The sequence below is a fragment of the Geodermatophilus sp. SYSU D00684 genome (assembly GCF_054050455.1).
The window spans coordinates 104,750-128,325 of the sequence record NZ_JBJGZI010000010.1 but is presented as its reverse complement, the minus strand read 5'-3'; the positions used below and the strand labels follow the sequence as shown (position 1 = coordinate 128,325).

At 76.8% G+C, this 23,576-nt stretch carries 21 protein-coding genes; 8 read left to right on the top strand and 13 right to left on the bottom strand.

The genetic code is table 11. The features are described 5' to 3' along the window. The first annotated feature begins 70 nt into the window (after nt 1-70). The gene (locus tag ACI79L_RS09455) at nt 71-3,436 is read left to right on the top strand and encodes a SpoIIE family protein phosphatase (RefSeq protein WP_456936539.1); all 3,366 of its coding nucleotides are present in this window, start codon (nt 71-73) and stop codon (nt 3,434-3,436) included. A gap of 117 nt (nt 3,437-3,553) precedes the next feature. On the opposite strand, the gene ACI79L_RS09450 is transcribed toward ACI79L_RS09455, so the two are convergent. The 5 genes from ACI79L_RS09450 to ACI79L_RS09430 all read right to left on the bottom strand — a co-directional run bounded on the left by ACI79L_RS09450 (nt 3,554) and on the right by ACI79L_RS09430 (nt 7,782). Next, a complete protein-coding gene (locus ACI79L_RS09450) occupies nt 3,554-4,324 on the bottom strand; it encodes an alpha/beta fold hydrolase (RefSeq protein WP_456936538.1) in 771 nt (256 codons plus the stop codon). Further along, nucleotides 4,325-4,747 (bottom strand): alpha/beta fold hydrolase, encoded by a 423-nt coding sequence (locus ACI79L_RS09445; protein WP_456936537.1) that lies wholly within the window; start codon nt 4,745-4,747, stop codon nt 4,325-4,327. It lies immediately after the preceding gene. Between the two features lie 196 nt (nt 4,748-4,943). Beyond that, nucleotides 4,944-5,639 carry a CPBP family intramembrane glutamic endopeptidase gene (locus ACI79L_RS09440; protein ID WP_456936536.1) on the bottom strand — a complete coding sequence of 232 codons (696 nt, stop codon included), beginning with the start codon at nt 5,637-5,639 and terminating at the stop codon, nt 4,944-4,946. 9 nt (nt 5,640-5,648) lie between these two features. Beyond that, nucleotides 5,649-6,341: an ANTAR domain-containing protein gene (locus tag ACI79L_RS09435; RefSeq protein ID WP_456936535.1), complete on the bottom strand. Its 693-nt coding sequence runs from the start codon at nt 6,339-6,341 to the stop codon at nt 5,649-5,651. A gap of 88 nt (nt 6,342-6,429) precedes the next feature. Beyond that, nucleotides 6,430-7,782 (bottom strand): dicarboxylate/amino acid:cation symporter, encoded by a 1,353-nt coding sequence (locus ACI79L_RS09430; RefSeq protein WP_456936534.1) that lies wholly within the window; start codon nt 7,780-7,782, stop codon nt 6,430-6,432. A gap of 247 nt (nt 7,783-8,029) precedes the next feature. On the opposite strand from ACI79L_RS09430, the gene ACI79L_RS09425 reads away from it, so the two are divergent. After that, on the top strand, nt 8,030-8,356 hold the full coding sequence (locus ACI79L_RS09425; RefSeq protein WP_456930306.1) for a DMT family transporter: 327 nt from the start codon (nt 8,030-8,032) through the stop codon (nt 8,354-8,356). Next, nucleotides 8,356-8,925 (top strand): TetR/AcrR family transcriptional regulator, encoded by a 570-nt coding sequence (locus ACI79L_RS09420; protein WP_456936533.1) that lies wholly within the window; start codon nt 8,356-8,358, stop codon nt 8,923-8,925. The genes ACI79L_RS09425 and ACI79L_RS09420 overlap by 1 nt, the downstream gene beginning before the upstream one ends. A 21-nt stretch (nt 8,926-8,946) precedes the next feature. On the opposite strand, the gene ACI79L_RS09415 is transcribed toward ACI79L_RS09420, so the two are convergent. Continuing rightward, nucleotides 8,947-9,300: a hypothetical protein gene (locus ACI79L_RS09415; protein WP_456936532.1), complete on the bottom strand. Its 354-nt coding sequence runs from the start codon at nt 9,298-9,300 to the stop codon at nt 8,947-8,949. Nucleotides 9,301-9,486: 186 nt separating this feature from the next. On the opposite strand from ACI79L_RS09415, the gene yidD reads away from it, so the two are divergent. Further along, entirely contained in the window at nt 9,487-9,879 is a 393-nt protein-coding gene (gene yidD / locus ACI79L_RS09410) for a membrane protein insertion efficiency factor YidD (RefSeq protein ID WP_456936531.1), read from the top strand. On the opposite strand, the gene ACI79L_RS09405 is transcribed toward yidD, so the two are convergent. From ACI79L_RS09405 to ACI79L_RS09395, 3 genes are all read right to left on the bottom strand, one after another. Further along, a complete protein-coding gene (locus ACI79L_RS09405; RefSeq protein WP_456936530.1) occupies nt 9,870-11,000 on the bottom strand; it encodes a 5-methyltetrahydropteroyltriglutamate--homocysteine S-methyltransferase in 1,131 nt (376 codons plus the stop codon). The genes yidD and ACI79L_RS09405 overlap by 10 nt on opposite strands. Before the next feature lie 88 nt (nt 11,001-11,088). Beyond that, nucleotides 11,089-12,846, bottom strand: coding sequence for a bifunctional metallophosphatase/5'-nucleotidase (locus ACI79L_RS09400; protein WP_456936529.1), 1,758 nt, complete (start codon nt 12,844-12,846; stop codon nt 11,089-11,091). Between the two features lie 16 nt (nt 12,847-12,862). Next, on the bottom strand, nt 12,863-13,486 hold the full coding sequence (locus ACI79L_RS09395; protein WP_456936528.1) for a DUF1353 domain-containing protein: 624 nt from the start codon (nt 13,484-13,486) through the stop codon (nt 12,863-12,865). A 119-nt stretch (nt 13,487-13,605) separates the two neighbouring features. Between ACI79L_RS09395 and ACI79L_RS09390 the strand changes: the two genes are divergently transcribed. Beyond that, a complete protein-coding gene (locus ACI79L_RS09390; RefSeq protein ID WP_456936527.1) occupies nt 13,606-14,616 on the top strand; it encodes an iron-containing redox enzyme family protein in 1,011 nt (336 codons plus the stop codon). 120 nt (nt 14,617-14,736) lie between these two features. Beyond that, nucleotides 14,737-16,296 carry a methyl-accepting chemotaxis protein gene (locus ACI79L_RS09385; RefSeq protein WP_456936526.1) on the top strand — a complete coding sequence of 520 codons (1,560 nt, stop codon included), beginning with the start codon at nt 14,737-14,739 and terminating at the stop codon, nt 16,294-16,296. Between the two features lie 88 nt (nt 16,297-16,384). Here ACI79L_RS09385 and ACI79L_RS09380 read toward each other — a convergent pair whose 3' ends face one another. Beyond that, nucleotides 16,385-16,699 carry a CDGSH iron-sulfur domain-containing protein gene (locus ACI79L_RS09380; RefSeq protein ID WP_456936525.1) on the bottom strand — a complete coding sequence of 105 codons (315 nt, stop codon included), beginning with the start codon at nt 16,697-16,699 and terminating at the stop codon, nt 16,385-16,387. 84 nt (nt 16,700-16,783) lie between these two features. Here ACI79L_RS09380 and ACI79L_RS09375 point away from each other — a divergent pair, with 84 nt between their 5' ends. After that, nucleotides 16,784-17,431 carry a chemotaxis protein CheB gene (locus ACI79L_RS09375; RefSeq protein WP_456936524.1) on the top strand — a complete coding sequence of 216 codons (648 nt, stop codon included), beginning with the start codon at nt 16,784-16,786 and terminating at the stop codon, nt 17,429-17,431. Nucleotides 17,432-17,478: 47 nt separating this feature from the next. Next, entirely contained in the window at nt 17,479-18,279 is an 801-nt protein-coding gene (locus ACI79L_RS09370; protein ID WP_456936523.1) for a Crp/Fnr family transcriptional regulator, read from the top strand. Here the strand turns inward: ACI79L_RS09370 and ACI79L_RS09365 are convergent. The 3 genes from ACI79L_RS09365 to glnA form a co-directional block, all read right to left on the bottom strand. Next, on the bottom strand, nt 18,261-21,383 hold the full coding sequence (locus ACI79L_RS09365) for a bifunctional [glutamine synthetase] adenylyltransferase/[glutamine synthetase]-adenylyl-L-tyrosine phosphorylase (RefSeq protein WP_456936522.1): 3,123 nt from the start codon (nt 21,381-21,383) through the stop codon (nt 18,261-18,263). The two genes, ACI79L_RS09370 and ACI79L_RS09365, sit on opposite strands and share 19 nt — an antisense overlap. Nucleotides 21,384-21,387: 4 nt before the next feature. Further along, nucleotides 21,388-22,128 (bottom strand): type 1 glutamine amidotransferase, encoded by a 741-nt coding sequence (locus ACI79L_RS09360; protein WP_456936521.1) that lies wholly within the window; start codon nt 22,126-22,128, stop codon nt 21,388-21,390. Nucleotides 22,129-22,214: 86 nt separating this feature from the next. Beyond that, on the bottom strand, nt 22,215-23,555 hold the full coding sequence (glnA, locus tag ACI79L_RS09355) for a type I glutamate--ammonia ligase (RefSeq protein WP_456936520.1): 1,341 nt from the start codon (nt 23,553-23,555) through the stop codon (nt 22,215-22,217). Nucleotides 23,556-23,576 lie beyond the last annotated feature (21 nt).

Sequence of the window (23,576 nt, the reverse complement as noted above, 5' to 3'; positions counted from 1 at the left end):
GGACGCCACCGCACGGACGGGAGACACCGTGGACGCGTCTGGGGCCCCCGGGCTCGGACCCGGGGGGACCGTGGACCGGCCGGACCGGCGCGCACCGGCACCCGGGACCGGCCCGCACGCCCAGGAGGGGTCGGACCCGCCTCCGGGAGCCGACGACGACCGCGCGGAGCTGCGGCGGTACCGGGCGCTGGTGGAGTACGCCCCCGACGCCGTCGTGATCCTCGACCTCGACACGGGCCGGTTCGTCACGGTCAACCGGGCCGCCGAGGAGCTGTTCGGCATGAGCCGGGCCGAGCTGCTGCAGGTGGGGCCGGTCGAGGTCAGCCCGCCGGAGCAGCCCGACGGGCGGTCCTCGCGGGAGGCGTCGGCGGCGCAGCTGGACCGGGCGCTGGCCGGCGAGCGGCCCCGCTTCGACTGGACCCACCGCCGCGCCGACGGCACCCACGTCCCGTGCGAGGTCACCCTGCTGCGGCTGCCCGACCCCGAGCGGCGGCTGGTCCGCGGCAGCCTCCTGGACGTCACCGAGCGGCGCGCCACCGAGACCGCCCTCGCCGCGCAGGCCGCCCGCCGGATCGCGGAGCAGATCGCCCGGCGGGCCGCGGAGGCGAGCGTGGCCCGGCTGCAGGCCACCGTCGCGGGCCTCAACGCGATCGTGTGGGAGCGCGACCCGGCCACGCTGCGGCTGACCTTCGTCAACGAGCGGGCCGAGGAGCTGCTCGGCTACCCGGCCTCGCAGTGGCTGGCCGACGAGGGGCTGTGGTCGCGGATCCTGCACCCCGACGACCGCGACGCGGTGCTGGACCGGGTGCGCCGCGAGGTGGACGCCGGCGCCGTGGACTTCACGCTGACCTACCGGGTGTGCAGCGCCGACGGCCGGTGGGTGTGGCTGCAGCACCTCGGCCACGTCGCCCGCGACGAGGACGGCACCGCGCGCACGCTGCACGCGGTCCTGTTCGACGTCACCGAGGCCCGGCGCCGGGAGCGGGCCGCGGAGCTGCTGGCGGCCGCCGGCGCGGCGCTGGCCGCCCCGGGGGCGGTGGAGGACCGGCTGGCCGCGGTGGCCGCCCTCGCGATCGAGGAGCTCGCCGACCGGGCCCTGGTGTGGCTGCGCGGCGACGACGACCGCCACAGCATCGTGGCGGCCGCCCCCGCCGACGCGGCCGCAGGCCTCACGGGCGTGCCCCTGCTCGTCGTCCCCGAGGAGCTGCGCCCGTCCGTGGAGGCCGGGCAGCCGTTCGTCGTCGGCACGGTGACCGAGGCGCTGCGGGACGAGGCCACCGGGCGCGCGCCGGCCCGGCTGCCCGCCGACCCGCTCCCGGTCGGCCCCCGCCTGGTGGTGCCGCTGGTGACCGGCGGGGAGCGGGTCGGGCTGCTGTCCCTGGCCGTCGCGGACCCCGGCCGCCGCTTCGACGACGCGGACCGGGCGCTCGCCGGCGACCTCGGCCGGCTGGTCGCGACGACGGTGGCCGCCGAGCGGCTGGCCGAGCGGCAGCGCCAGCTGCACGACCTCGCCGTGGCCCTGGCCGCCGCCGGCACCGCCGCGGAGGCCGGCGCCGAGCTCACCGCGCGCCTGCACGAGTCGCTGGGCGCGGCGGTGGTCGCGGTGTGCGCCCTCGGCGAGGACGGCCTGCTGCACACCATCGACGTCCACGGCGACTCCCCCGGGTGGACCGCCGGGTTCAGCACCATCCGGCTGTCCGCGCCGGCCCCGCTGGCCGAGGCCGCCCGCACCCGCCGCCCGGTGTGGTTGCCCGACCGCGAGGCGCTGGTGTCCGGCTACCCGGAGATGGAGCCGTTCCTGCGGCCGGAGACCCAGGCGACGGCGTCGCTGCCGCTGCTGGCCGGTCCCCGCCTGGTCGGCGCGGTGGCGGTGGTCTTCGACCGGCCGCGGGCCTTCGACGCCGCCGAGCGCGCGTTCCTGCTCACCGTCGCCGGGCAGGTCGCCGGGGCGCTGGAGCGGGCCGCGCTGGCCGACGTGCGCCGGGAGATGGCCGACACGCTCCAGCGCAGCCTGCTGCCCGCCCGCCTGCCCACCTCCGACCGGCTGACCGTGACCGCCCGCTACCTGCCCGCGGTCACCGGCACGTCCGCCGGCGGCGACTGGCACGAGGTGGTGCCCGTGCCCGGCCAGCGGACGGCGCTGGTCGTGGGCGACGTGGTCGGGCACGGCGCCTCGGCGGCGGCGGTGATGGGCCGCCTGTCCAGCGCGCTGTCCGGCGTGCTGCTCACCGGTGAGGGACCGGCGCGGGCGCTGGAGCTGCTCGACGGCTTCGCCGGGCGGATCGACGGCGCCGCGCTGGCCACCGTCGCCTGCCTGGTCCTGGACCCGGCCACCGGCCGGCTCACCGCCAGCACCGCCGGCCACCCCCCGCCGCTGCTGATCGCCCCCGACGGGTCGGCCGTCCTGCTCGACGGCGGGCACGGCCCGGCGCTCGGCGTGGCCGGCACCGGCCGCCGTCCGGAGACGGTCAGCGTCCTGCCCGCCGGCGCCACCCTGCTGCTCTACACCGACGGGCTGGTCGAGCGGCGCGGCAGCCTGCTCGACGAGGGCCTCGCGCGGCTGGCGGCGGCGGCCGGGGCGCGGGCGACGGCGCCGCTGCCGGCGCTGGTCGACGGCGTGCTCACCGACCTGCTCGGCGGCGACCACGGCGCCGACGACGACGTCGCCGTGCTCGCCGCCCGGCTGCACCCCGCCCCCCTGCGCCTCGAGCTGCCCGCCGACCCCCTGCAGCTGGCGCGGCTGCGGCGGGAGGTGTCCCGGTGGGCGCACGAGGCCGCGCTGTCCCCCGACGCCACGGGGGACCTGCAGCTGGCGGTCGGGGAGGCCGCGGCCAACGCCGTCGAGCACGCCTACCGCGACGCGACCGAGCCCGGCAGCGTGGTGGTCGAGCTCGTCGCCGACCCCGACGGCGGGGTGGCGGCCACCGTCACCGACGGCGGCACCTGGCAGCCGGCGGCCGCCGACCGCGGCTTCCGCGGCCGCGGGCTGGACATGATCGCGGCGCTCGCCGGCGGTGTCGACGTCCTCCCCGGCCCGGGCGGCACCGCACTGCGGTTCCGGCTGGCGCCACCGGCCTCGGTGCCGCCGCCGGCCCCGGGGTCCCCCGCGGCGGCGGGCGCCCCCGCGGTCCTGCGGGCCGAGGACGAGCCGTACGGCCGCCGGCTGGAGCTGGCCGGCGACCTGGACCTCGCCGGCGTCACGGAGGTCCGGGCGGCGCTGCTCGCCGAGGTCGCCGACGGCCGGCCCCTCCTGCTGGACCTCACCCGGCTGGGCTTCGTCGCGAGCGTCGGCGCCGGCCTGCTGCTCGAGGCCGCCCGGACGGCGGGCGGCCACCTCGAGGTCGTGCTGCCGCCCGGCGGGTCGGCCCGGCGGCTGCTCGACCTCACCGGCCTGTCCGATGTCCTGACCAGCGGGGGCGCGCCCGCGACCCGGTGACGTCGCGGCACCCACCCGACGTCAGCGGCCGCGGGTCCCGGGGAGGAGCAGTGCCGCACCCGGCCGCGCCGCCCCTCCCGTCCCGGACGAGCCCGACCCGGAACGACCGAGGTCCGGTCAGTGCCCGGCCGGGACCAGCCGGGCCGGCCCCGCGGGCGCCTGCGCGGTCGCCGCCCGCAGCAGGTCGTACGTCCCCTGGACGGCGGCGGCCCACCGGCCGGCCACCGGTTCGCCGCGCAGCCAGGTGGCGGCGGCGAGCAGCAGCTGCTGGCCGGCCGCCGCCTCGAGGTTGAGGTGGACCGGCAGCGGCAGCACGCGCAGCAGCCCGGCCGGGTGGTCGGTGAGCAGCGTGTCGGCCAGCCCCGCCGCGCCGGAGGCGGCCAGCAGCGCCCGCGTCCGCGGGCCCCAGGGCCGGGTCCAGGGCACGACGAGCAGCGCCAGCGTGCTCACCACGTCGAGGACGGCGTGCGCCCGGGGCGGCAGCGGCCGGGCCGGGGCGAGCGGGTCACCGGGCCGGGAGCGCGGGATGACCACGTCGTCGTCGATCGGCTCGCGGCGGTCCAGCTCCCCGGAGAGGAAGACCTCCACCAGCCGGGCGGTCACGTCCGGCGCCGACCAGTGGGCGTTGTGCGCCGCGCCCTCGACCACGACCAGCCGGCCGTCGGGCAGCAACCGGGTGACCTGCTCGGCCCACGCCTGGGTCAGCGTCCGGTCGTGCCGGCCGCGCACCACCAGGGTCGGCGCGACGACGTCGGGCAGCCGCCGCTCGACCGGGTCGTCCGAGCTGCGGACCAGCTGCTGCACCATCCGGGCCACGCCCGTGGAGAGGTACTCGACCTGCATCACCGGCTGCAGCGTGGGCACCTCGAAGACCTGGTTGCGCAGCACCTACGGGTACTGCTGCCACGGCCGGCGGTACCGCGGGTCCGGGGTGGGGCCGGACAGCACCAGCCGTGCCACGCGCTCCGGGTGACGGGCGGCGAGCTCGACGCCGACCTGCGCGCCGATCGAGTTGCCGAAGACGTGCGCCCGGGCGATGCCGACCGCGTCCAGCCAGGCGAGCAGGTGCCCGGTCTGCGTGGCGACGTCGGGCCCGCCGGGCCGGCGCAGCCGCGGGTCCCGGGGCGAGCGGCCGAAGCCCGGCAGGTCGGGCGCCACGACGTCGTGGCCCAGCGCGGCCAGGCGCCGCCCAAGCGGCACGAGGGAGCGGCTGGACAGCCCCAGCCCGTGCAGCAGCACGACCGGGGTCCGGCCCGCGTCCTCGCCGGGGCGCCACGTCCGGGCGTGCACCCGGGTGCCGAGGGCGGGCACGTCGGTCCGGACCCGTCGCGGAGCGGGGCCGGCGGGACGGAGGGAGGGCAGCACGGGCACGGGTCCTCCGGAGGGAGGTGGGTCGCCCCGTGGCTCAGGGCGCCGACCCCGTACCCGGACCGAGGGGGGGGACCACACCGGGCCGTTCCGGATCGGGACGGTGAGCCGGTGGGCCCGGTCGCCGCCGACCGCCGTCTCAGCGCCGGCCGGCCGCCGCGGCCGCGAGCGCCCCGAGGTCGTTGGCGGCCAGGTGCAGCAGCGCGGGCGCCAGCAGGCTGCCGCTGCGCTCGCGCAGCCAGGTGAACAGCGCGCCCGCGCCCGCCGTGCCGAGGCAGGCCGCGGCGACCGCGCCGGCCCTGCGCACCGGGTCCGCGCCCCGCCCGTTGAGCCCGAGCCCCTCCAGGGTCGGCGCCACGTGCCACAGGCCGAACAGGGCCGCCGCCGCGGCGGTCGCGCGCCCCGGGGGCAGCACCCGCCGCAGCACCGGGGGCAGCACGCCGCGGAAGGCGACCTCCTCCCACAGCACGGTGCCGACCGGGATGCGCACCAGCACCCGGGCGGCCAGTCCCCGCGGGCCCAGCCCCGCCACGCGGGCGTCCACGAGCAGCGGCCGCAGGGCGGGGACGGCGAGGGCGGTGGCGTAGCCGGCGCCGACCACCGCGGCGCAGGGCCCGCCCCACCGGGCACCGGACCCCAGCCGCCGCGGGTCCAGGCCGAGCTCGGCCGAGGACACCCCGCCCGCGCGGGCGGCCACCAGCAGCGCGGCGGTGGCCGCGGCGTTCACCGGCGCGTACGCCTGCTCCGGCAGCCGCGGCACGAGGAGGTCGTTCCAGGCCGCGAGCAGCACGGCCAGGCCGGCGGCCCGGCGGACGTCGGAGCGGCGGGCGGGCACGGGAACCGCCTACTGCCCGGGGGCCTGCACCGACTCGACGATGCCCTCGGCGATGTCGCGGAGCTCGCGGTCGTAGCGCGTGGAGGCCTCGCGCAGGATCTCGAAGGCCCGCGCGGCGTCCACCCCGCGCTGGGCCATGAGCACGCCCTCGGCCTGCTCGATCACCGCGCGGGACCGCATGGCCAGCCGCAGGTCGGCCGCCTCCTCGCCCAGGCGTGCGTGCTCGCGCGCGTCGGCGACGGCGACCGCGAGGGTCTCCGCGACGGTCGAGGCGGCGTCGACCACCTCCGGGTCGGTGGACCTCCGCGGTTCCCGCGAGGAGACGTCCAGCGCGCCGATCACCGTCCCCTGGAACGGCAGCGGGACCGACAGCGAGCTGCGGACCCCGTGCTCGACGACGCGGGCGGCGCAGTCGGGCCGGCGCTGCTCGGTCCGGGTGTCGTCGATGCGGAGCACCACGCCGCCCCGGCCGGCGTCCGTGCAGGGGCCGTGGCCGCGCTCGTACTGCAGCTCCTCCGCGCGCAGCGCCATCTCGTCCGAGCAGCCGGCCGTGAACGCCTCGTCCCCGCGCACCGGGGTGACCGGGGCCGCGTCCGCGCCGTCCAGACCCCGCTCGGCCGCCTGGACGATCTCGGTGAGGACGTCCTCCAGCGGCCGGTCGACCAGGGTGATCCGGGCCAGGCTCCGCAGCAGGTCCTCCATCGCCGGATCGTGTCACGGGACCCCGGAGACGGCGACGGGCCGGGGGCCCCGCGTGCGGGGTCCCCGGCCCGTCGGAGGACCGGTCGGGTCAGGCGGTGACGGGCTGCCGCAGATCGGCGTCGACGCCCCCGGTCTCGGCGGCGACCGGGCCGGACGCCGCGCCGGTGCGGAACCGCTCGACGTCGAGGATGCCCTCGCGCCGGGCGACGATCGTCGGGACCAGCGCCTGGCCGGCGACGTTCACCGCGGTGCGGCCCATGTCGAGGATCGGGTCGATCGCCAGCAGCAGGCCGACGCCGGCCAGCGGCAGGCCCAGCGTGGACAGCGTGAGCGTCAGCATGACCACCGCGCCGGTGACGCCGGCGGTGGCGGCCGAGCCGACCACCGACACCAGCGCGATGAGCAGGTAGTCGGTCAGCGACAGCGGCACGTCGAAGAACTGCGCCACGAAGATCGCCGCCAGCGCCGGGTAGATCGCGGCGCAGCCGTCCATCTTCGTCGTCGCCCCGAGCGGGACGGCGAAGGAGGCGTAGGACCGCGGCACGCCCAGGTTCTGCTCGGTGACCCGCTCGGTCACCGGCAGGGTGCCGATCGAGGACCGGGAGACGAAGGCGAGCTGGATGGCCGGCCAGGCGCCGGCGAACCACCGCAGCGGCGAGAGGCCGTGCAGGCGCAGGAGCACCGGGTAGACGACGAACAGCACCAGCGCCAGGCCCGCGTAGACCGACCCGGCGAAGACGCCGAGCGAGCCGAGCGAGTTCCACCCGTAGGTGGCCACGGCGTTGCCGATCAGGCCGACGGTGCCGATCGGGGCCAGCAGGATGACCCACCACAGCAGCTTCTGGACGACGGCCAGGGCGGAGCGGACCAGGCCGAGGAACGGCTCGGCCGGCTCGCCGACCTTGAGGATCGCCACGCCGATCGCGACCGACAGCACGATCAGCTGCAGGACGTTGAACGACAGGCCGATCGAGCCGTCGTCGCCCGCCGAGGCCTGCAGGCCGAGGACGTTGCCCGGCACCAGGCCGGTGAGGAAGTCCCACCAGGAGCCGGTGGTCTCGGGCGCGGCCTGGGCGGCGGCGTCGACGCTGCTGTTGCGGCCGGGCTGGGTGAGCAGGCCCAGGCCGATGCCGATGGACACCGCGATCAGCGCGGTGATCGCGAACCACAGCAGGGTCTGGCCGGCCAGCCGGGCGGCGTTGGAGACCTGGCGGAGGTTGGCGATGCTGACGATGACCGCGGTGACGACGAGCGGCGGGACCAGGACCTTGAGCAGCGTGACGAAGGTCTGGCCGACGGTCTGCAGGGTGCTGGTGAGCCAGTTCGGCGTCCCGTCGGCGACGGGGCCGAGGTCGCGGGCCACGAGGCCGAGCGCGACGCCCACCACGAGGGCGAGGAGGACCTGCGCCGCGAACGGGACGCGGCGGAGACGTGCGAGCACTGAGGTGCCTTTCGGGGTTCTGCGGGAGGGGACGGCGGGCGCGGGAGGCGTCAACAGCCCGCGGTCGTCATCCGGCAGTTGTCCACCTCACGCCGGCGCGTGAGTCCCCAGAGGTTCGGCACGCCAGGGAGCAATGCGGACGCGGCCGCGCCGCATCCCGGCTGTGCGGAGGATCACGGGGGGAGCACCCGATCCCGTACGGGTGTACGGTATTTCCCGTACGTCCGTCCCACTCCTGGAGAGCGCCGTGGCCTGGGTCCTGCTCGTCGTCGCCGGCCTGTTCGAGACCGCCTTCGCCGTCTCGCTCAAGCAGTCGGAGAACTTCACCCGGCTGTGGTGGTCGATCGCCTTCGTGGCCTGCGCCGCGGCGAGCTTCCTGCTGCTCTCCGCGGCCCTGCGGACGCTGCCCGTCGGCACGGCCTACGCGGTCTGGACGGGGATCGGCGCGGGCGGCACCGCGGTGGTCGGCATGTGGCTGCTCGGCGACCCGGTCACCACCGTGCGGATCGTCGCGATCCTGCTGATCCTCGGTGGCGTCGTCGCCCTGCAGCTGGCGCCGTCGGCGGCGCACTGATGGCCTCCCTGACCGCCCGGGGCGAGGCCCGGCGCGCGGCCATCGCCGCGGCGGCGGCGCGGGTGGTGGCCGACGGGGGCCCCGACGCGCTGACCCACCGGGCGGTGGCCGCGGCGTCGGGCATCCCGCTGGGCACGATCACCTACCACTTCGGCGCGCTCGACGAGCTGCGGGCGGCGGCGGTCGGGGCCCTGCTGGCCGAGGAGACCGGCCGGGCGGAGGAGCTGGTCGCGGCACTCCCCCGCCGTCCGCGGTCGGCGTCCGCGACGGCCCGGCACGTCGTCGACGTCGTCCTGGGCGCCGGGCGGGACGACGACGAGGAGCTGCTGTCCCTCTACGAGCGCTTCCTCGCCTGCGGCCGGCACCCCGCGCTGCGTCCGCTCCTGCGGGACGCGCGCGCCCGGACCGACGCCGCCCTGACCGACCTGCTGGACCGGTGCGGGCGCCCGGGCGCCGACGTCGGGACCCTGGTCACCCTCGTCGACGGGTCCGTGCTGTCGGCGCTGGTCGAAGGCGACGGCTCGGCCCGGCGGCGGGCCGAGGAGGCGGTGGCGCGGGCGCTGCGCTGACCGGGGCGCCGCGGGTGGGTGTCAGGCGGCGTCGTCGACGGCGGGCTCGTCCTCCACCGCCACCAGGACCTCGTTGGTCTGCAGCGTGACCAGCCAGGCCAGCGCGTGGTCCTCGACCGGGCGGCCGGAGACGTGCGCGATGGCGTCGAGCTGGGCGGCGACCAGGCCGCGGGCGGCCTGGTAGACGTCGGCGGCGGACACGGCCATCTCGAGGTCGTCGAGCCACAGCCGCCCGTCGGGCAGCACGCGGACGTCGGGCTGGCTGCCGACGCCGAGGTCGGCGGCCGCGCTGCCCAGGACCGACATCCCGGCACGCAGCTCGGTGAGCCGGCGGGAGCGTCGGCCGGGTGACGGCGCGGGCTGCGGGTCGGACATCGGGGCCTCCTGTCGGACGGGCCCCGCGGGCGTGGGGCCTGTCCCCAGGGTCGGCAACCCGGGCGCGGCACCGGACCACGCCTGGGGCGGCGCGGACGGGTGGGACGCGAGGGACGAGACGTTGCGTGCCCGACCCGTGCAGCAACCCCTTCCCCGGTCCGGCGGCGGCCTGCACGATGCCCCGCCGTGACCAGCCGCCCGGGGTGCACCCGCCGTCGCCGCCGCTCCGCCCGCTCCTCCCGCAACTCCTGCGACGGCTGGGACGGCTGCTCGGAGGGCTGCGACGCGATCGGCCTGTTCACCCTGCTCTGGCTGGCCCTGCCCGCGGCGCTGGTCACCCCGGCGCCGGCCGGGACGCCGTGGGCGGCGCGCTGGCCGGTCCGGCTCGTCGTCGCCTACCGCGAGCGGGTCAGCCCCACCCGCCCGCCGGTGTGCCCGTTCACGCCGACCTGCTCGACCTACGGGCTGGAGGCGCTGCGGACGCACGGCGCGCTGCGCGGGCTGTGGCTGACCCTCGACCGGCTGCGCCGCTGCCGCCCGGGCGCCGGCGGCAGCGACCCGGTGCCGGCTCAGGCGTAGCCCCAGACCTCCTGGGCGACCTCGACGACCAGTGCCAGCTTGGCCACCTGCTCGTCGCGGGTCAGCGCGTTGCCCTCGACGGTCGAGGAGAAGCCGCACTGCGGCGAGATCGCCAGCTGCTCCAGTGGCACGTACCGCGCGGCCTCGTCGATCCGCCGCTTCAGCGCGTCCCTGCTCTCCAGCTCCGGCCGCTTCGTCGTCACCAGGCCCAGGACGACCCGCTTGCCCGGCGGGACGAACCGCAGCGGCTCGAAGCCGCCGGAGCGGGCGTCGTCGTACTCCAGGAAGAAGCCGTCGACCTCCAGGCCGCCGAACAGCGCCTCGGCGACGAAGTCGTAGCCGCCCTCGGCCACCCAGGAGGAGCGGAAGTTGCCCCGGCACATGTGGGTGGTGACCGTGAGACCCTCCGGCCGGCCGGCCAGCGCCGCGTTGATCTGCCGGATGTAGCGCTCGTGCTGGTGCTCGGCGTCCCGGCCCTGGGCGGCGAGCTCGGCGCGCTGGGCGGGGTCGTTGAGGTAGGCCAGGCTGGTGTCGTCGAGCTGCAGGTAGCGGCAGCCCAGCGCGGCCACCCCGCGCACCTGCTGCGCGTACGCCGCCGACAGGGCGTCCCAGAAGGCGTCCTCGTCGGGGTAGACGGCCGGGTCGATCGCGGCGGCGCCGCCGCGGTAGTGGACCATCGACGGCGAGGGGATCGTCAGCTTCGCCGTCTGCCCCTCGGACACCTGGCTCTGCAGGTAGGCGAAGTCGCGGCCGAAGATCGGCTCCCGGATCGACAGCGGCCCGTCGACGTGCAGCCCCGCCGGGGTGAAGTCGATCGTGCCGTCGGCGTTGCGGAAGTGGACGACGATGTCCTCGCCGGTGACCTTGGTGATCCCGTCGATGGCGTAGATGAAGTCCATGTGCCACGAGGCGCGGCGGAACTCGCCGTCGGTGGCGGTGCGCAGGCCGACGTCGCCCTGCAGCCGGACGACGTCGGCGATCGCCTCGTCCTCGATCCCGCGCAGCTCGGCGTCGTCGATCTCCCCGGCGGCGTGCCGGGCGCGGGCCTCGAGCAGCGACGCGGGGCGCAGCAGGCTGCCGACGTGGTCGGCGCGGAACGGCGGGCCGGAGGTGTCGGTCATGCCCCGAGCCTGGCGCAGGACGGCCCCGGACGCGCGCCGGCGGCGGCCCCCGGGTGGGGACCGCCGCCGGGACGGGGTGGTGCGGGGATCAGGCGACCGGGTCGACCCGGTCGGTCGCCGGTGCGGTCACGGGCCGGTTCGCCGTGAGGTAGGCCGTGAACGCGTCCAGGTCGATCGAGGTGGTGACGGCGTTCGTGCCGTCGGTGAGCTGAGTGAACCCGTCACCCCCGCCGGCCAGGAAGTTGTTCACCGTGACCCGGTAGACCTGGCTCGGGACGACGGCGACGCCGCCGATCGCCAGCGCGTTCACCCGGGACCCGCTGCACGGGCCCGTGGCCGAGCCCGCCGGCGCCGCCGGGTCGACGACGTAGTTCACCGTCGACGACGGCTGCAGCACGACCGGGTTGCCGGTGCGGGCGTACTGCTGCTCGAGGACGCAGTCGAGCTGGGCGCCGGTGAGGTCCAGCGTCACGAGGTTGTTGGCGAACGGCTGCACCGTGAACGCCTCCTCGTAGGTGATCTCCCCGGCCCCCAGGTCGGCGCGGACACCGCCGGGGTTCATGAACGCCGCGACGGCGCCCTCGTCCCGGGTGTCGGCCAGCTGCGAGTCGGCGATCAGGTTGCCCAGCGGGGTCTCACCCTGGGCGTCGGGCGCCCGGGTGATGTCCGTGGCGGCGGTGCCGACGACCCGCGTGGCGATGGGGCCGAGGGCGGTGCGGTAGCGCTGGATGAGCGCGGTCTGCGCCGGGTCGGCCGCGACGGTCCGCTGCACGATGACGTTGTCGACCCGCGTCCGGTCGCGCACGACGTCGCCGCTGCGCGAGTTGATCTGCAGGTCGATGTCGGTGACCAGCCGCCCGTTGTTGCCGGCGCTGGTGACGACCTTGCCGTCGATCAGGCAGTTGTAGGCCTGGTGGGTGTGGCCGCTGACGACGACGTCGATGTCGTCGGACATGCCGTTGGCGATGTCGACGATCGGGCCGGTCAGGCCGTTGCACTGGTCGACGTTCCACGCGTCCGGGCCACTCTGGACACCGCCCTCGTGGAGGAGCACGACGATCGACTTGACGCCCTGGCGCTGCAGCTCGGCGGCGTAGCGGTTGGCGGTCTCCACCTCGTCGGCGAAGTCCAGGCCCGCGACGCCCTGCTGGCTGACGATCTGCTCGGTGCCCTCGAGGGTCATGCCGATGAAGCCGATGCGGACGCCGCCGACCTCGTGGACCGCGTACGGCTCCAGCAGCGGCTGCCCGGTCGCGGTCACGAAGGCGTTGGCCGACAGGTACCGGAAGTCCGCACCCTCGTAGGGGGTCCCGTCGGCGCAGCCGTCGACCGGGTGGCAGCCGCCGTTCTGGATGCGCAGCAGCTCGGCCGAGCCCTCGTCGAACTCGTGGTTGCCGACGCTGGCGTAGTCCAGGCCGGCCAGGTTGAGGGCCTCGATGGTCGGCTCGTCGTGGAAGGCGGCCGACAGCAGCGGCGAGGCGCCGATGAGGTCGCCGGCCGCAACCGTGACGGTGTTCCCCTGCCGCTGCGCAGCGGCCAGCTGCTGGAGCTGGGTGGCGAGGTACTCGACGCCGCCGGCGTTGACCGTCGGAGCGGCGAGCGGGCCGCTGCCGTCGGGGTCGGGGCCGGTCTGCACGCGGCCACCGGACCCCGACGGGGCCTCCAGCGCGCCGTGGAAGTCGTTGAGGGCCAGCAGCTGGACGTCGACCGGCGTCTGCCGGTCGGGGACGCCGGGCGCGCCGGGCGCGGCGCTGGCCGGTGCGAGTGCGGCGGCGACGACCAGACCGGTCATCGTCGCCGTCACCGCCGCGGCCACCGTGGTGCGGCGCAGGACGGGCAGGGACATGCAGGATCTCCTGTGGTCACCGGGGACGGACGCCGGCGGTCCGCCCGCGTCCCGCACGGAGTCTGGCCGAGCCGCACCGATTCCGGAACCCTGCGTCTCTGAACGCTCGGTGACGCCGGCGGCTCCACGGGCGGACCCCGGCCTCCCCCGACACCAGCCGCTCCGCGGCGGCGTAGACCAGCAGGGCCGGCACGGCCAGCAGCGACGGCGGCAGCACCAGCGGCGCCGCCAGCGCCGTGATCGCCAGCACCCCCGGGGCGCTGACCGGCCAGCCGCGCCGCCGCTGCGGATCGCTCAGCGCGCCCCAGCGCACGCCGGCCCACATGAGCCAGCGCAGCAGCACCGGGACGCCCGCCTCGCGCATCGCCCGGCGGAAGACGCCGTCGGCCTGCCGCGCGGTGACCGCGCCGGTGGCGATGCCCTCGTGGCACAGCCAGTCGTGCAGCACCGCGGCCAGCGTGTACCGCCCGGACTCCGGGACCAGCCACCGCACCGGCCGCGGCACGGACGCGAGGTCGGTGCGGAAGCCCGCCGGGACGACGAAGGTGTCCCGCGTGCCGTGGTAGGTGAGCGGCTCGACCAGGGTCCAGCCGCCGGCGCCGGCGGTGCTGAGCACTCCGGCGGGCGGGTCGAAGGGCACGTCCGCACCCTCCTCCCCGCCCGCCACGTCCGCTCGCGGGAGCCGTCGGTACCACGGGTGTGTGGCATCCCATCGCGCGCGGTGCATCGAAGTGCCCGGGTCTGGGCATGGGCCGGACCATGCGCCTGCCTCACGCCCGGGGCCCCCTGTCCGGGGCCCTCCGCGACGACCTGCTCGCCGGGTCGGTCTCCCCCGCCACCGCCGAGCTCGCCCGCACGACCGCCGCGGCCGCGACCGACCCCCTGCCCGACGACGACCTGCAGCTGGCGCTGGCGCTGTGCTACGAGCTGCACTACCGGGGCCTGGACGGCGTCGACGACACCCTCGAGTGGGACCCCGGCCTGATCGCGCTGCGCGCCCGCCTCGAGCGCCGGCACCTGGCCGCGCTGCGCGAGCTGACCGGCCCGCCCTCCCCCACCGGCGAGCCGGTCGACCGGCAGCTGACGGCGCTGATCGCCGCCGACGACGGCCCGTCGCTGTCGTCGTTCATGGCCAAGCGCGGCACCGCCGAGCAGTGGCGCGAGTACCTCACCCTGCGGTCGGTCTACCACCTCAAGGAGGCCGACCCGCACACCTTCGCCGTCCCCCGGCTGTCGGGACGGGCCAAGGCCGCGATGGTGGAGATCCAGGCCGACGAGTACGGCGGCGGCGCCCCCGAGCGCATGCACAGCGAGCTGTTCGCCGGGATGATGCGCGACCTGGGCCTGGACGCCGGGTACGGCGCCCTGTGGGACGACGCCCCCGCCGTGGCGTTCACCTCGGTCAACACCATGTCGCTGTTCGGCCTGCACCGCCGCTGGCGCGGGGCGGCGCTGGGCCACCTGGCCTGCGTGGAGATGACCTCCTCCGAGCCCAGCCGCCGCTACTCCGCGGGGCTGCGCCGGCTCGGCCACGACGCGACGACCACCGTCTTCTACGACGAGCACGTCGAGGCCGACGCCGTGCACGAGCAGATCGCCTCGGTGGACATGTGCGGCTCCCTGGTGGCCGAGGACCCCTCGCTCCTGGGCGACGTGCTGTTCGGCGCGGCCTGCTCCCTCGCCCTCGACGGGCTCGCCGCCCGGCACCTGCTCGGCGCCTGGGAGGCCGGGCGCTCGGCGCTGTACACCCAGCCCGCGCTCGCCGCCTGAGTCGCGATCCGGTCTCGGGACCCCACAACGCCCCCGGTCCGGCTGCAGTCGGCGACGGCGCTGCCGAACCTCTCGGCGCAGGACCCCCAGGCCCGGGGTCCCCGACCGCGGAGGACGACCATGTGGCGGCGCACCGACCCGGCCCCGTCCGGCACGCCGGAGAGCACGGTGATGCCGCGGGACGTCGAGACCCTCGAGAAGGTCGTCGAGGCCCTCGACTACGGCGTGACGACGGTGCTCGACGCCCACGTCGCCGTCGTCCGCACCATCGTGGAGACCTGCGGCCTCGGGTACGGCGCGGTCTGGCTGCCCGACGCCACCGGCGCGTTCGCGCTCGCCTGGGAGAGCGGCCCGCTCACCCCGGCCCTGTCCGCCGCGTGGCCGCGCGACGGCCGGCTGACCGAGTCCGCCGGGATGGGCGGGAAGGCGCTGCGCGAGCGGCAGACGGTGCACCTGACCAGCGCACCGGCCGGGCGCGGCCAGTGCGTGCGCTGGGAGACCGCCTGGGCCGCCGGTGCGCGGGAGGGCTGCTTCCTCCCCGCCGTCGACGACGGCCGGGTCACCGCCGTGCTGGAGTTCCACAGCGCCACGCCGCTGCCCTTCTTCGGCGTCCGCCGGGAGAAGTGGCAGGCCATCACCCGGCTGCTCGGCCACGCCCGGCGGGCCGCCCTGGCCACCTCCGCGCTGCGCGAGACCCTCGACGACCGCGCCGCCGTCACGACCGTGGTCACCCGGGTCGGCGAGGCCACCGACGAGGCCTCGGCCCTGCGGACGGCGCTGGAGAGCGTGCGCACCTCCTTCGGCTGGGCCTACGGCTCGTTCTGGGCGCTGGACGAGGCGGAGAACGTGCTGCGCTTCCGGCTCGAGTCCGGCTCGGCCGGCGAGGAGTTCCGCGAGGTCACCCTGGCCGCCAGCTTCGCCGAGGGCGTGGGCCTGTCCGGCCGCGCCTGGAAGCGGCGCGACCTGGTCTTCGTCCGCGACCTCGCGGAGGTGACCGACTGCGTGCGCCGGCCCGCCGCCCTGCGCGCCGGCGTGAAGTCCGGCGTCTGCTTCCCCGTCACCGCCGGGGGCCGGGTGATCGGGACGATGGACTTCTTCGTCACCGAGACCATCGAGCTGTCCGAGTCGCGGGCCGACGCGCTGCGCAACGTGCAGCAGCTGGTCAGCCAGCGGCTGGACACCCTGCGCCGGGCCGAGGCCGACACACAGCGCTCCCGCGAGCTGCTCGACAGCGTCGACCGGCTGCGCGAGGCCGCCGCCGCGGCCGGGCAGGTCGCCGAGAAGGCCGTGTCCCAGGCGTCGGCCATGACCGCCGAGGTCGCGGCCCTCACCGAGGCGTCGGCGTCGATCGGCGAGGTCATCCGGATCATCTCCGGCATCGCCGACCAGACCAACCTGCTCGCGCTCAACGCCACCATCGAGGCCGCGCGCGCCGGTGAGCTCGGCCGCGGCTTCGCCGTCGTCGCCAGCGAGGTCAAGGACCTGGCCCGGGAGACCGCGGCGGCCACCCAGCGGGTGTCGGACCAGATCGCCGGCATCCAGACCAGCAGTGACCAGGTCACCGCCGGCATCCACGCGACCAGCGAGGTCATCGGTCAGCTCGACGCGGTGCAGGCGCGGATCACGGACGTGCTCGAGGAGCAGGTCCGGATGGCCCGCGCGATCGAGTCGGCCACCTGAGCCGGGGTGCGGGCCGGGCACGGGGGCCGGCCCGCACCCCTCCGGTCCCCCGCCCCTCGGTCCCCCCGCCCCTCGGTCGGCCCGCCCCTCAGTCGGCCCGGCCCTCCGGCCGCCGCGCCTCGCGGAGGATCGCCGCGGCCGGCCGGGGCCGGCTCGGCGCGCTCGGGGCGGAGAAGCCCGACCGCTTGTGGCTGCCGTCGCAGAACGGCTTGATGCCGGACTTGCCGCACCGGCACAGCGCCACCGTCCTCCGGCCCGGGTCGATCTCGGCGCCGTCCTGGTCGACCAGCCGGAAGTCGCCGCGCACGATGAGCGGGCCGTCGCGGTAGGGCGTGATGGTGGCGCCGGGGGCGGCGTCCTCGTCGGTCGGGTCGGGGTCCTCGGCAGGGACGGCTGCGCTCACTCCTCCAGCGTGCCCCGCCGCGGGGTGCGGCACACCCGGCGCGATCCTGTGTCAGGTGCCGTACACACGCGTACCCTCGGCCGCGTGCCGGGTCCGGTCGAGATCGACGCACCGGCGCCGTTCGGCGTCGTGGTGCTGGCCGCCTCCGCGGGGGGCGTCCGGGCGCTGCGCACGGTCCTCGCCGGCCTCCCGCGCGACTTCCCCACCCCGGTGCTCGTGGTGCAGCACCGCGCGGCGGGCACGACCGACGTGCTGGTCCCGCTGCTGCGCGCCGCCGCGGACCTCCCCGTCCGGGCGGCCGCCGGCCCGCTCCAGGCGGGGGTGTCGGTGCTCCCGGCCGGGACCACCGGCGTCCTGGGGCCGGACGGGGACCTGGCCCTGGTCGAGCACCCCACGCTGGGCACGGCCGACCGGCTGATGGCCAGCGCCGCCGGCGCGTACGGGCCGCGGGTGCTGGCGGCCGTCCTCACCGGCCGGCTCGACGACGGCGCGGCCGGCGTCCGCGCGGTCCGCCGCGCCGGCGGCCGGGTGCTCGCCCAGGACCCGGCCGACGCCGAGGCGCCGGGGATGCCCAGCGCGGCCCTGGCCACCGGCTGCGTGGAGCACGTCCTGCCGCTGCGGCTGGTCGCCCCCGCGCTGGTCGCCTACGCCATGGCGCCCGGTGCTGCCGAGCTGCTCGCCGTACCGTTGCCGCCGTGGGCGCGGCTGGGTGCCGGCGCCCTGCCCGCCTGACGTCCCCCGAGCCCGCGGGGAGCCCCACCCGGCGCCGGAGGTGCACCGTGCCTCCTCCTGACCCTGCCCCCGACGAGGCGCGGCCGGCCCCGCAGCGGACCGGCGCGAAGGACCCGCGGCGCAACCTCATCCTGCGGGCCCTCCCCGACGCCGAGTACGAGCGCCTGCTGCCGGCCCTGCAGCCGGTGACCCTGCAGGTCCGCGACCAGCTGTACCGCCGCGACGGCGACATCGACGCGGTCTACTTCCCCGTCGACGGCGTGCTGTCCGTGGTCGCGTCGGTCGAGGGCGAGCCGGCCGTCGAGGTGGCCACCATCGGCTACGAGGGCGTCTCCGGCCTGCCGGTGTTCCTGGGGACGCCGACCAGTCCCCACGACTGCTTCTGCCAGGTGGCCGGTGACGCGCTGTGCGTCGCCACGGCCGACCTCCGCCGGTTCCTCTCCGGCGACGGCGCCCTGCACGACCTGCTGCACCGCTACACGCAGGCGATGGTCGTCCAGCTGTCGCAGAACGTGGCCTGCAACCGGCTGCACAGCACCGAGGAGCGCTGCGCCCGCTGGCTGCTGCAGACCCGCGACCGCGTCGGCGCCGACGAGTTCCAGCTCACCCAGGACTTCCTGGGCCAGATGCTCGGCGTGCGCCGGGGCACCGTCTCACTGGTGGCCGGGCTGCTGCAGCAGGCCGGCCTGATCCGGTACAGCCGGGGGCGGATCACGGTGGTCGACCCCGAGCGCCTGCACGAGGCCGCGTGCGACTGCTACGACGTCGTGCAGGCCGAGAGCCGCCGCGTCGGCCTGGTCCCCGAGCCGCCGGACGGCGACACGACCGGTCACTCCCCCGGCGACTGACCGTAGAAGACCCGCTCGACCACGGCGCGGGCGTGCCGGGTGGTGCGCCGGTAGTCGTCGAGGAACTGCCCCGGGTCGACGTCGGGGCCGTACCCGCTGGCCCGCGCCACGCCGGCCAGCTCCAGCCCGGGCCGGGGCAGCTGGTCGCCGGGCCGGCCGCGGACGAGGAAGACGGCGTTGCGCGCCCGGCTGGCCAGCTCCCACGCGTCGCGCAGCGACCCGGCCTGCTCGACGGTCAGCAGGCCGTTCCCCGACAGCTCGGCCAGCGCCCCGACGGTGGAGGGCACCCGCAGCCCGGGGACCGCCGCGGCGTGCTGCAGCTGCAGCAGCTGGACGGTCCACTCGACGTCGGCCAGGCCGCCGCGGCCGAGCTTGGTGTGGGTGGCCGGGTCGGCGCCGCGCGGCAGCCGCTCCCGCTCCACGCGCGCCTTGATCCGGCGGATCTCGGCCACCTGCTCGGCCGACAGCCCGCCCTCCGGGTAGCGCAGCGGGTCGACCAGCTCCACGAAGGCCGCGCCCAGCCCGGGGCTGCCGGCCACCGGCGCCGCGCGCAGCAGCGCCTGCACCTCCCACACCGACACCCAGCGCTCGTAGTACTCGCGGAAGGCGTCCAGGCTGCGCACCAGCGCGCCCTGCCGGCCCTCGGGGCGCAGGTCGGCGTCGACCTCGAAGGCGGGGTCGGGCGCGGGCTCGCCGAGCAGCCGGCGCAGCGTGTGCGCGACCGCGTTGGCCGCCTGGGTCGCCCTCGCCTCGTCCGCCCTGCCGTCCCCCGGCCCACCATCCCCGACGGCCCGCGGGCGGTGGACGAACAGCACGTCGGCGTCGGAGCCGTAGCCCATCTCGCCGCCGCCGAGCCGGCCCATGCCGATGACGGCGAGCTCCATCGGGACGTCGGCCGGGTCGATGCCGGCCTCGCGGGCCCACGCGCGCACGGCGACGTCCAGCCCGGCCTGCAGCGTGGCGACGGCGACGTCGGTGAGCGCCTGCCCGACCCGGACGACGTCGAGCAGGCCGAGCAGGTCGGCCGAGGCGATCCGCAGCAGCTCCTGCCGGCGCAGCCCGCGCAGCACGGTGATGCCGGCCTGCGGGTCGGCGGCGCGGCCGGCGGCGGCGCGCCAGGCCCCGGCCAGCGAGGCGGCGCTCCGCGGCTCGAGCTCGTCGTCGTCGGCGAGGATGCGCAGCGCCTCGGGGGTGCGGGTGATCAGCGCGGCCACGTACCGGCTCGACCCCAGCAGGCGGGCCAGCCGCTCGGCCACCTGGCCCTCGTCGCGCAGCAGCCGCAGGTACCACTGGTTGCCGCCGAGGGCCTCGCTGACCTGGCGGTAGGCCAGCAGCCCGGCGTCGGGGTCGGCGCAGTCGGCGAGGGTCTGCAGCACCACCGGCAGCAGGTACTTCTGCATCGACGCCGACCGGGACACCCCGCCGGTGAGCGCGCCCATGTGCCGCAGCGCGCCCTGCGGGTCGGCGAACCCGAGCGCGCGCAGCCAGTCGCCGGCGGCCTTGCTGCCCAGCTGCGCGGCCTCGGCCGGCACCCGCGCCACCGCCGACAGCAGCGGCCGGTAGAAGAGCTTCTCGTGCAGCCGGCGCACCTCGCGGGTGTGCAGCGCCATCTCCGCGCGCAGCACGTCGACGGCGGTGCCGCGGGCGTCGGGCTTGTAGCCCAGCGAGCGGGCCAGCCAGCGCAGCTGCTGCTCGTCGGTGGGAAGCAGGTGGGTGCGGCGCAGCCGCAGCAGCTGCAGCCGGTGCTCGACGGTGCGCAGGAAGCGGTAGGAGGCGATGAGCGTGTCGGCGTCGTCGCGGCCGACGTAGCCGCCGGCCCGCAGCGCCTGCAGCGCCGGCAGGGTGCCGCCGGTCCGCAGCCGGACGTCGGCCCGGCCGTGCACCAGCTGCAGCAGCTGGACGGCGAACTCGACGTCGCGCAGGCCGCCGCGGCCGAGCTTGATCTCCCGGTCGGCCTGGGCGGGCGGGATGTTGTCCTCCACCCGACGCCGCATGGCCTGCACCTCGGCGACGAAGCCGGGGCGGTCGCCGGCCTCCCACACCATCGGGAACAGCTCCTCGACGTAGCCGCGGCCGAGGTCGGGGTCGCCGGCCACCGGGCGCATCTTCAGCAGCGCCTGGAACTCCCACGTGCTCGCCCACTGCCGGTAGTAGGCGGTGTGCCCGGCCAGGGTGCGGACCAGGGCGCCGGCCTTGCCCTCCGGGCGCAGCGCGGCGTCGACCTCCCAGGCCGCCTCGCGGCAGATCCGCATGAGCGCGGCGGCCACCCGGGTGGCGCTCTGCAGGGCCGGGGCCTCGGGGTCGCTGGGGTCGACCGGCTCGGCGACGAACACCACGTCGACGTCGCTGACGTAGTTGAGCTCCCGCCCGCCGGTCTTGCCGAGCGCGATGACCGCCAGCCGGCAGGCCGCCGCGCCCTCGGGCTGCTCGGCGACGGCGAGGGCGAGGCCGGCGGTGAGCACGGCGGCGGCGACGTCGGCGAGCTCGGCGGCGACGTCCTCGGCCGACAGCCCCTCCCCCAGGTCGCGGCCGGCGAGGTCCAGCACCGCCCGCCGGTAGGCCAGCCGCAGCGCGGCGACCCGGTGCGGCGAGGCGTCCGGCGCGGCCTTCCCGAGCCGGACGCCCCACGGCGGGTCGTCGGGGTCGGCGCCGACGGCGGCGAGCATCTGCCGCTCCAGGGCGTACGCGGCGGGGCGCACCGCGCCGCGGCCGTCGGAGTCGAGGACGGTCCAGTCGTGGGGATGGGCGGCGAGGTGGTCGGCCAGGCCCGCGCTGGCGCCGAGCACCGACAGCAGCCGGCTCCGCAGCGCGCCCGAGCCGCGCAGCCGGGCGAGCAGGCCGGCGGCCGCCCCGCCCGTCTCGTCGGCGGCATCCAGGGCCTCCACCAGCCGGGTCAGCGAGCGGACGGCGAGGTCGGGGTCGCCGGCGCGGGCCAGCGCGGAGACGACCGGGCCGGCCTCGGGGTCCGCGGGCTCGTTGCGGTCGAGGTCCCACAGCCCCAGCGCCGGGTCGGACAGCAGCAGCGCGGCCTTCTCGCCGTCCTCGAAGCCGAAGCGGGCCAGCCGCACGACCGCGCGGCGGGGCACCTCCCGGGATGCGGTCACCGGCTCAGACCGCGGCGCCGCGGCCCGCGCGCACGAGGTCGGCGAAGCGGGCCGCGAACGGCGCCCAGACCTCCGCGAGGTCCGGGTGCACCGCGTCGGTCAGCCGGCAGAGCGTCTCGCGGTCGTACGGGCTCGCCGCGACGCCGACGGTGTCCCGGTCGGCCCACTCGCGGACGATCTCCGGTGTCGTCTCGACGTGGAACTGCAGCCCGTAGACGTGCCGGCCCACCCGGAAGGCCTGGTTCGCGTAGACCGGGCTGCTCGCCAGCAGGGTGGCACCGGCCGGCAGCTCGCTGATCTCGTCGTGGTGGAACTGGATGACGTCGGGCGAGAGCGGGAGCGGGCCGAACACCGGGTCCCCGGCCGCGGCGTCCCGCTTGGCCACGAGCAACGCCCCGACCTCCGGGCCCTCGATCCCCACGCGCACCCGCCCGCCGCCGGCCTGCGCCAGCAGCTGGGCGCCCAGGCAGACGGCCAGCGTCGGGACGTCGGCGGCCAGGGCGCGGGCCAGCAGCTCGCGGACCGGGCCCAGCCCGCTGGTGGCGTCGTCGTCGAGGCTGGACTGCGGGCCGCCGGTGACCAGCAGCCCGTCGAACCCGGTGAGGTCGGCCGGCACCTCGTCGCCGGCGTCGAGGTGCCGCTCGTCGAGCTCGAGGCCGGCGGCGCGCAGCCAGTCCCCGAGCCGCGCGGGCGGGGCGGTGTCGCTGGGGACGACGACGAGCAGGCGGGCGGGGGTCTCCGGCACGGTGCCGAGGTTAGTTCACGGACCTCGTCGCCCCCCGCGCCTCGCCCGCTCGGCACGTCCCCTGCGACGAGGCCGTTCCCGGCGGTTCACAGGCCGGGCAGGTAGCGCTTGAGCTCGAAGGGCGTCACGTTCTGCCGGTAGGAGTTGAACTCCTCCCACTTGTTGCGGAGGAAGAACTCGAAGACGTGCTCGCCGAGGGTCTCCGCGACCAGCTCGCTGCCCTGCATCGCGGTCAGCGCCTCACCCAGGGAGACCGGCAGGTCCTCGTAGCCGGCGGCGCGGCGCTCGGTGTCGGTGAGCGACCAGACGTCGTCCTCGGCCTCCGGCGGCAGCTCGTAGCCCTTCTCGATGCCGCGCAGCCCGGCGGCCAGCAGCACCGCGAAGGTCAGGTACGGGTTGCACGCGGAGTCCGGCGAGCGGACCTCGATCCGCGCCGACTGCCCCTTGTTCGGCTTGTAGGAGGGCAGCCGCACCAGCGCCGAGCGGTTGGCCCGGCCCCACGTGGCCGCCGTCGGCGCCTCGGTGCCGGCCAGCAGCCGCCGGTAGGAGTTGACCGTCTGGTTGGTGACGGCGGTGTACTCGCGGGCGTGGGTGAGCAGGCCCGCGATGAACTGGCGCCCGGTGGCCGACAGCCGGATCGGGTCCGAGGGGTCGTGGAAGGCGTTGCGGTCGCCCTCGAACAGCGACACGTGGGTGTGCATCGCCGAGCCCGCCAGGTCGGTGAACGGCTTGGGCATGAACGTCGCGTGCACGCCCTGGGCCAGCGCCACCTCCCGGACGACGTGCCGCAGCGTCATCACGTTGTCGGCCATCGACAGGGCGTCGGCGTAGCGCAGGTCGATCTCCTGCTGGCCGGGGGCGACCTCGTGGTGGCTGAACTCCACCGAGATGCCCATCGCCTCGAGCGCGAAGACCGCCTCGCGGCGGAAGTCGTGCGCCACGTTGTGCGTGGACAGGTCGAAGTAGCCGCCGGTGTCGGCCGGCTCCGGCGGCCGCCCGTCGGTGGGCAGGTCCTTGAGCAGGAAGAACTCGACCTCGGGGTGGGTGTAGAAGGTGAAGCCCATGTCGGCGGCCTTCGACAGCGCCCGGCGCAGCACGTGCCGCGGGTCGGCCCACGACGGCGACCCGTCGGGCAGCGTGATGTCGCAGAACATCCGCGCGGTGTCGCTGGGCTGGCCCTTGGTCGCGGGCATCACCTGGAACGTGGCCGGGTCGGGCTTGGCGAGCATGTCCGACTCGTAGACGCGCGCGAAGCCCTCGATCGCCGAGCCGTCGAACCCGATCCCCTCGGCGAAGGCCGCCTCGATCTCCGCCGGCGCCACGGCGACCGCCTTGAGGTAGCCCGAGACGTCGGTGAACCACAGCCGCACGAAGCGGATGTCGCGTTCCTCCAGGGTGCGCAGGACGAACTCCTGCTGCCGGTCCATGCTGGCCATGATCGGGTCCGC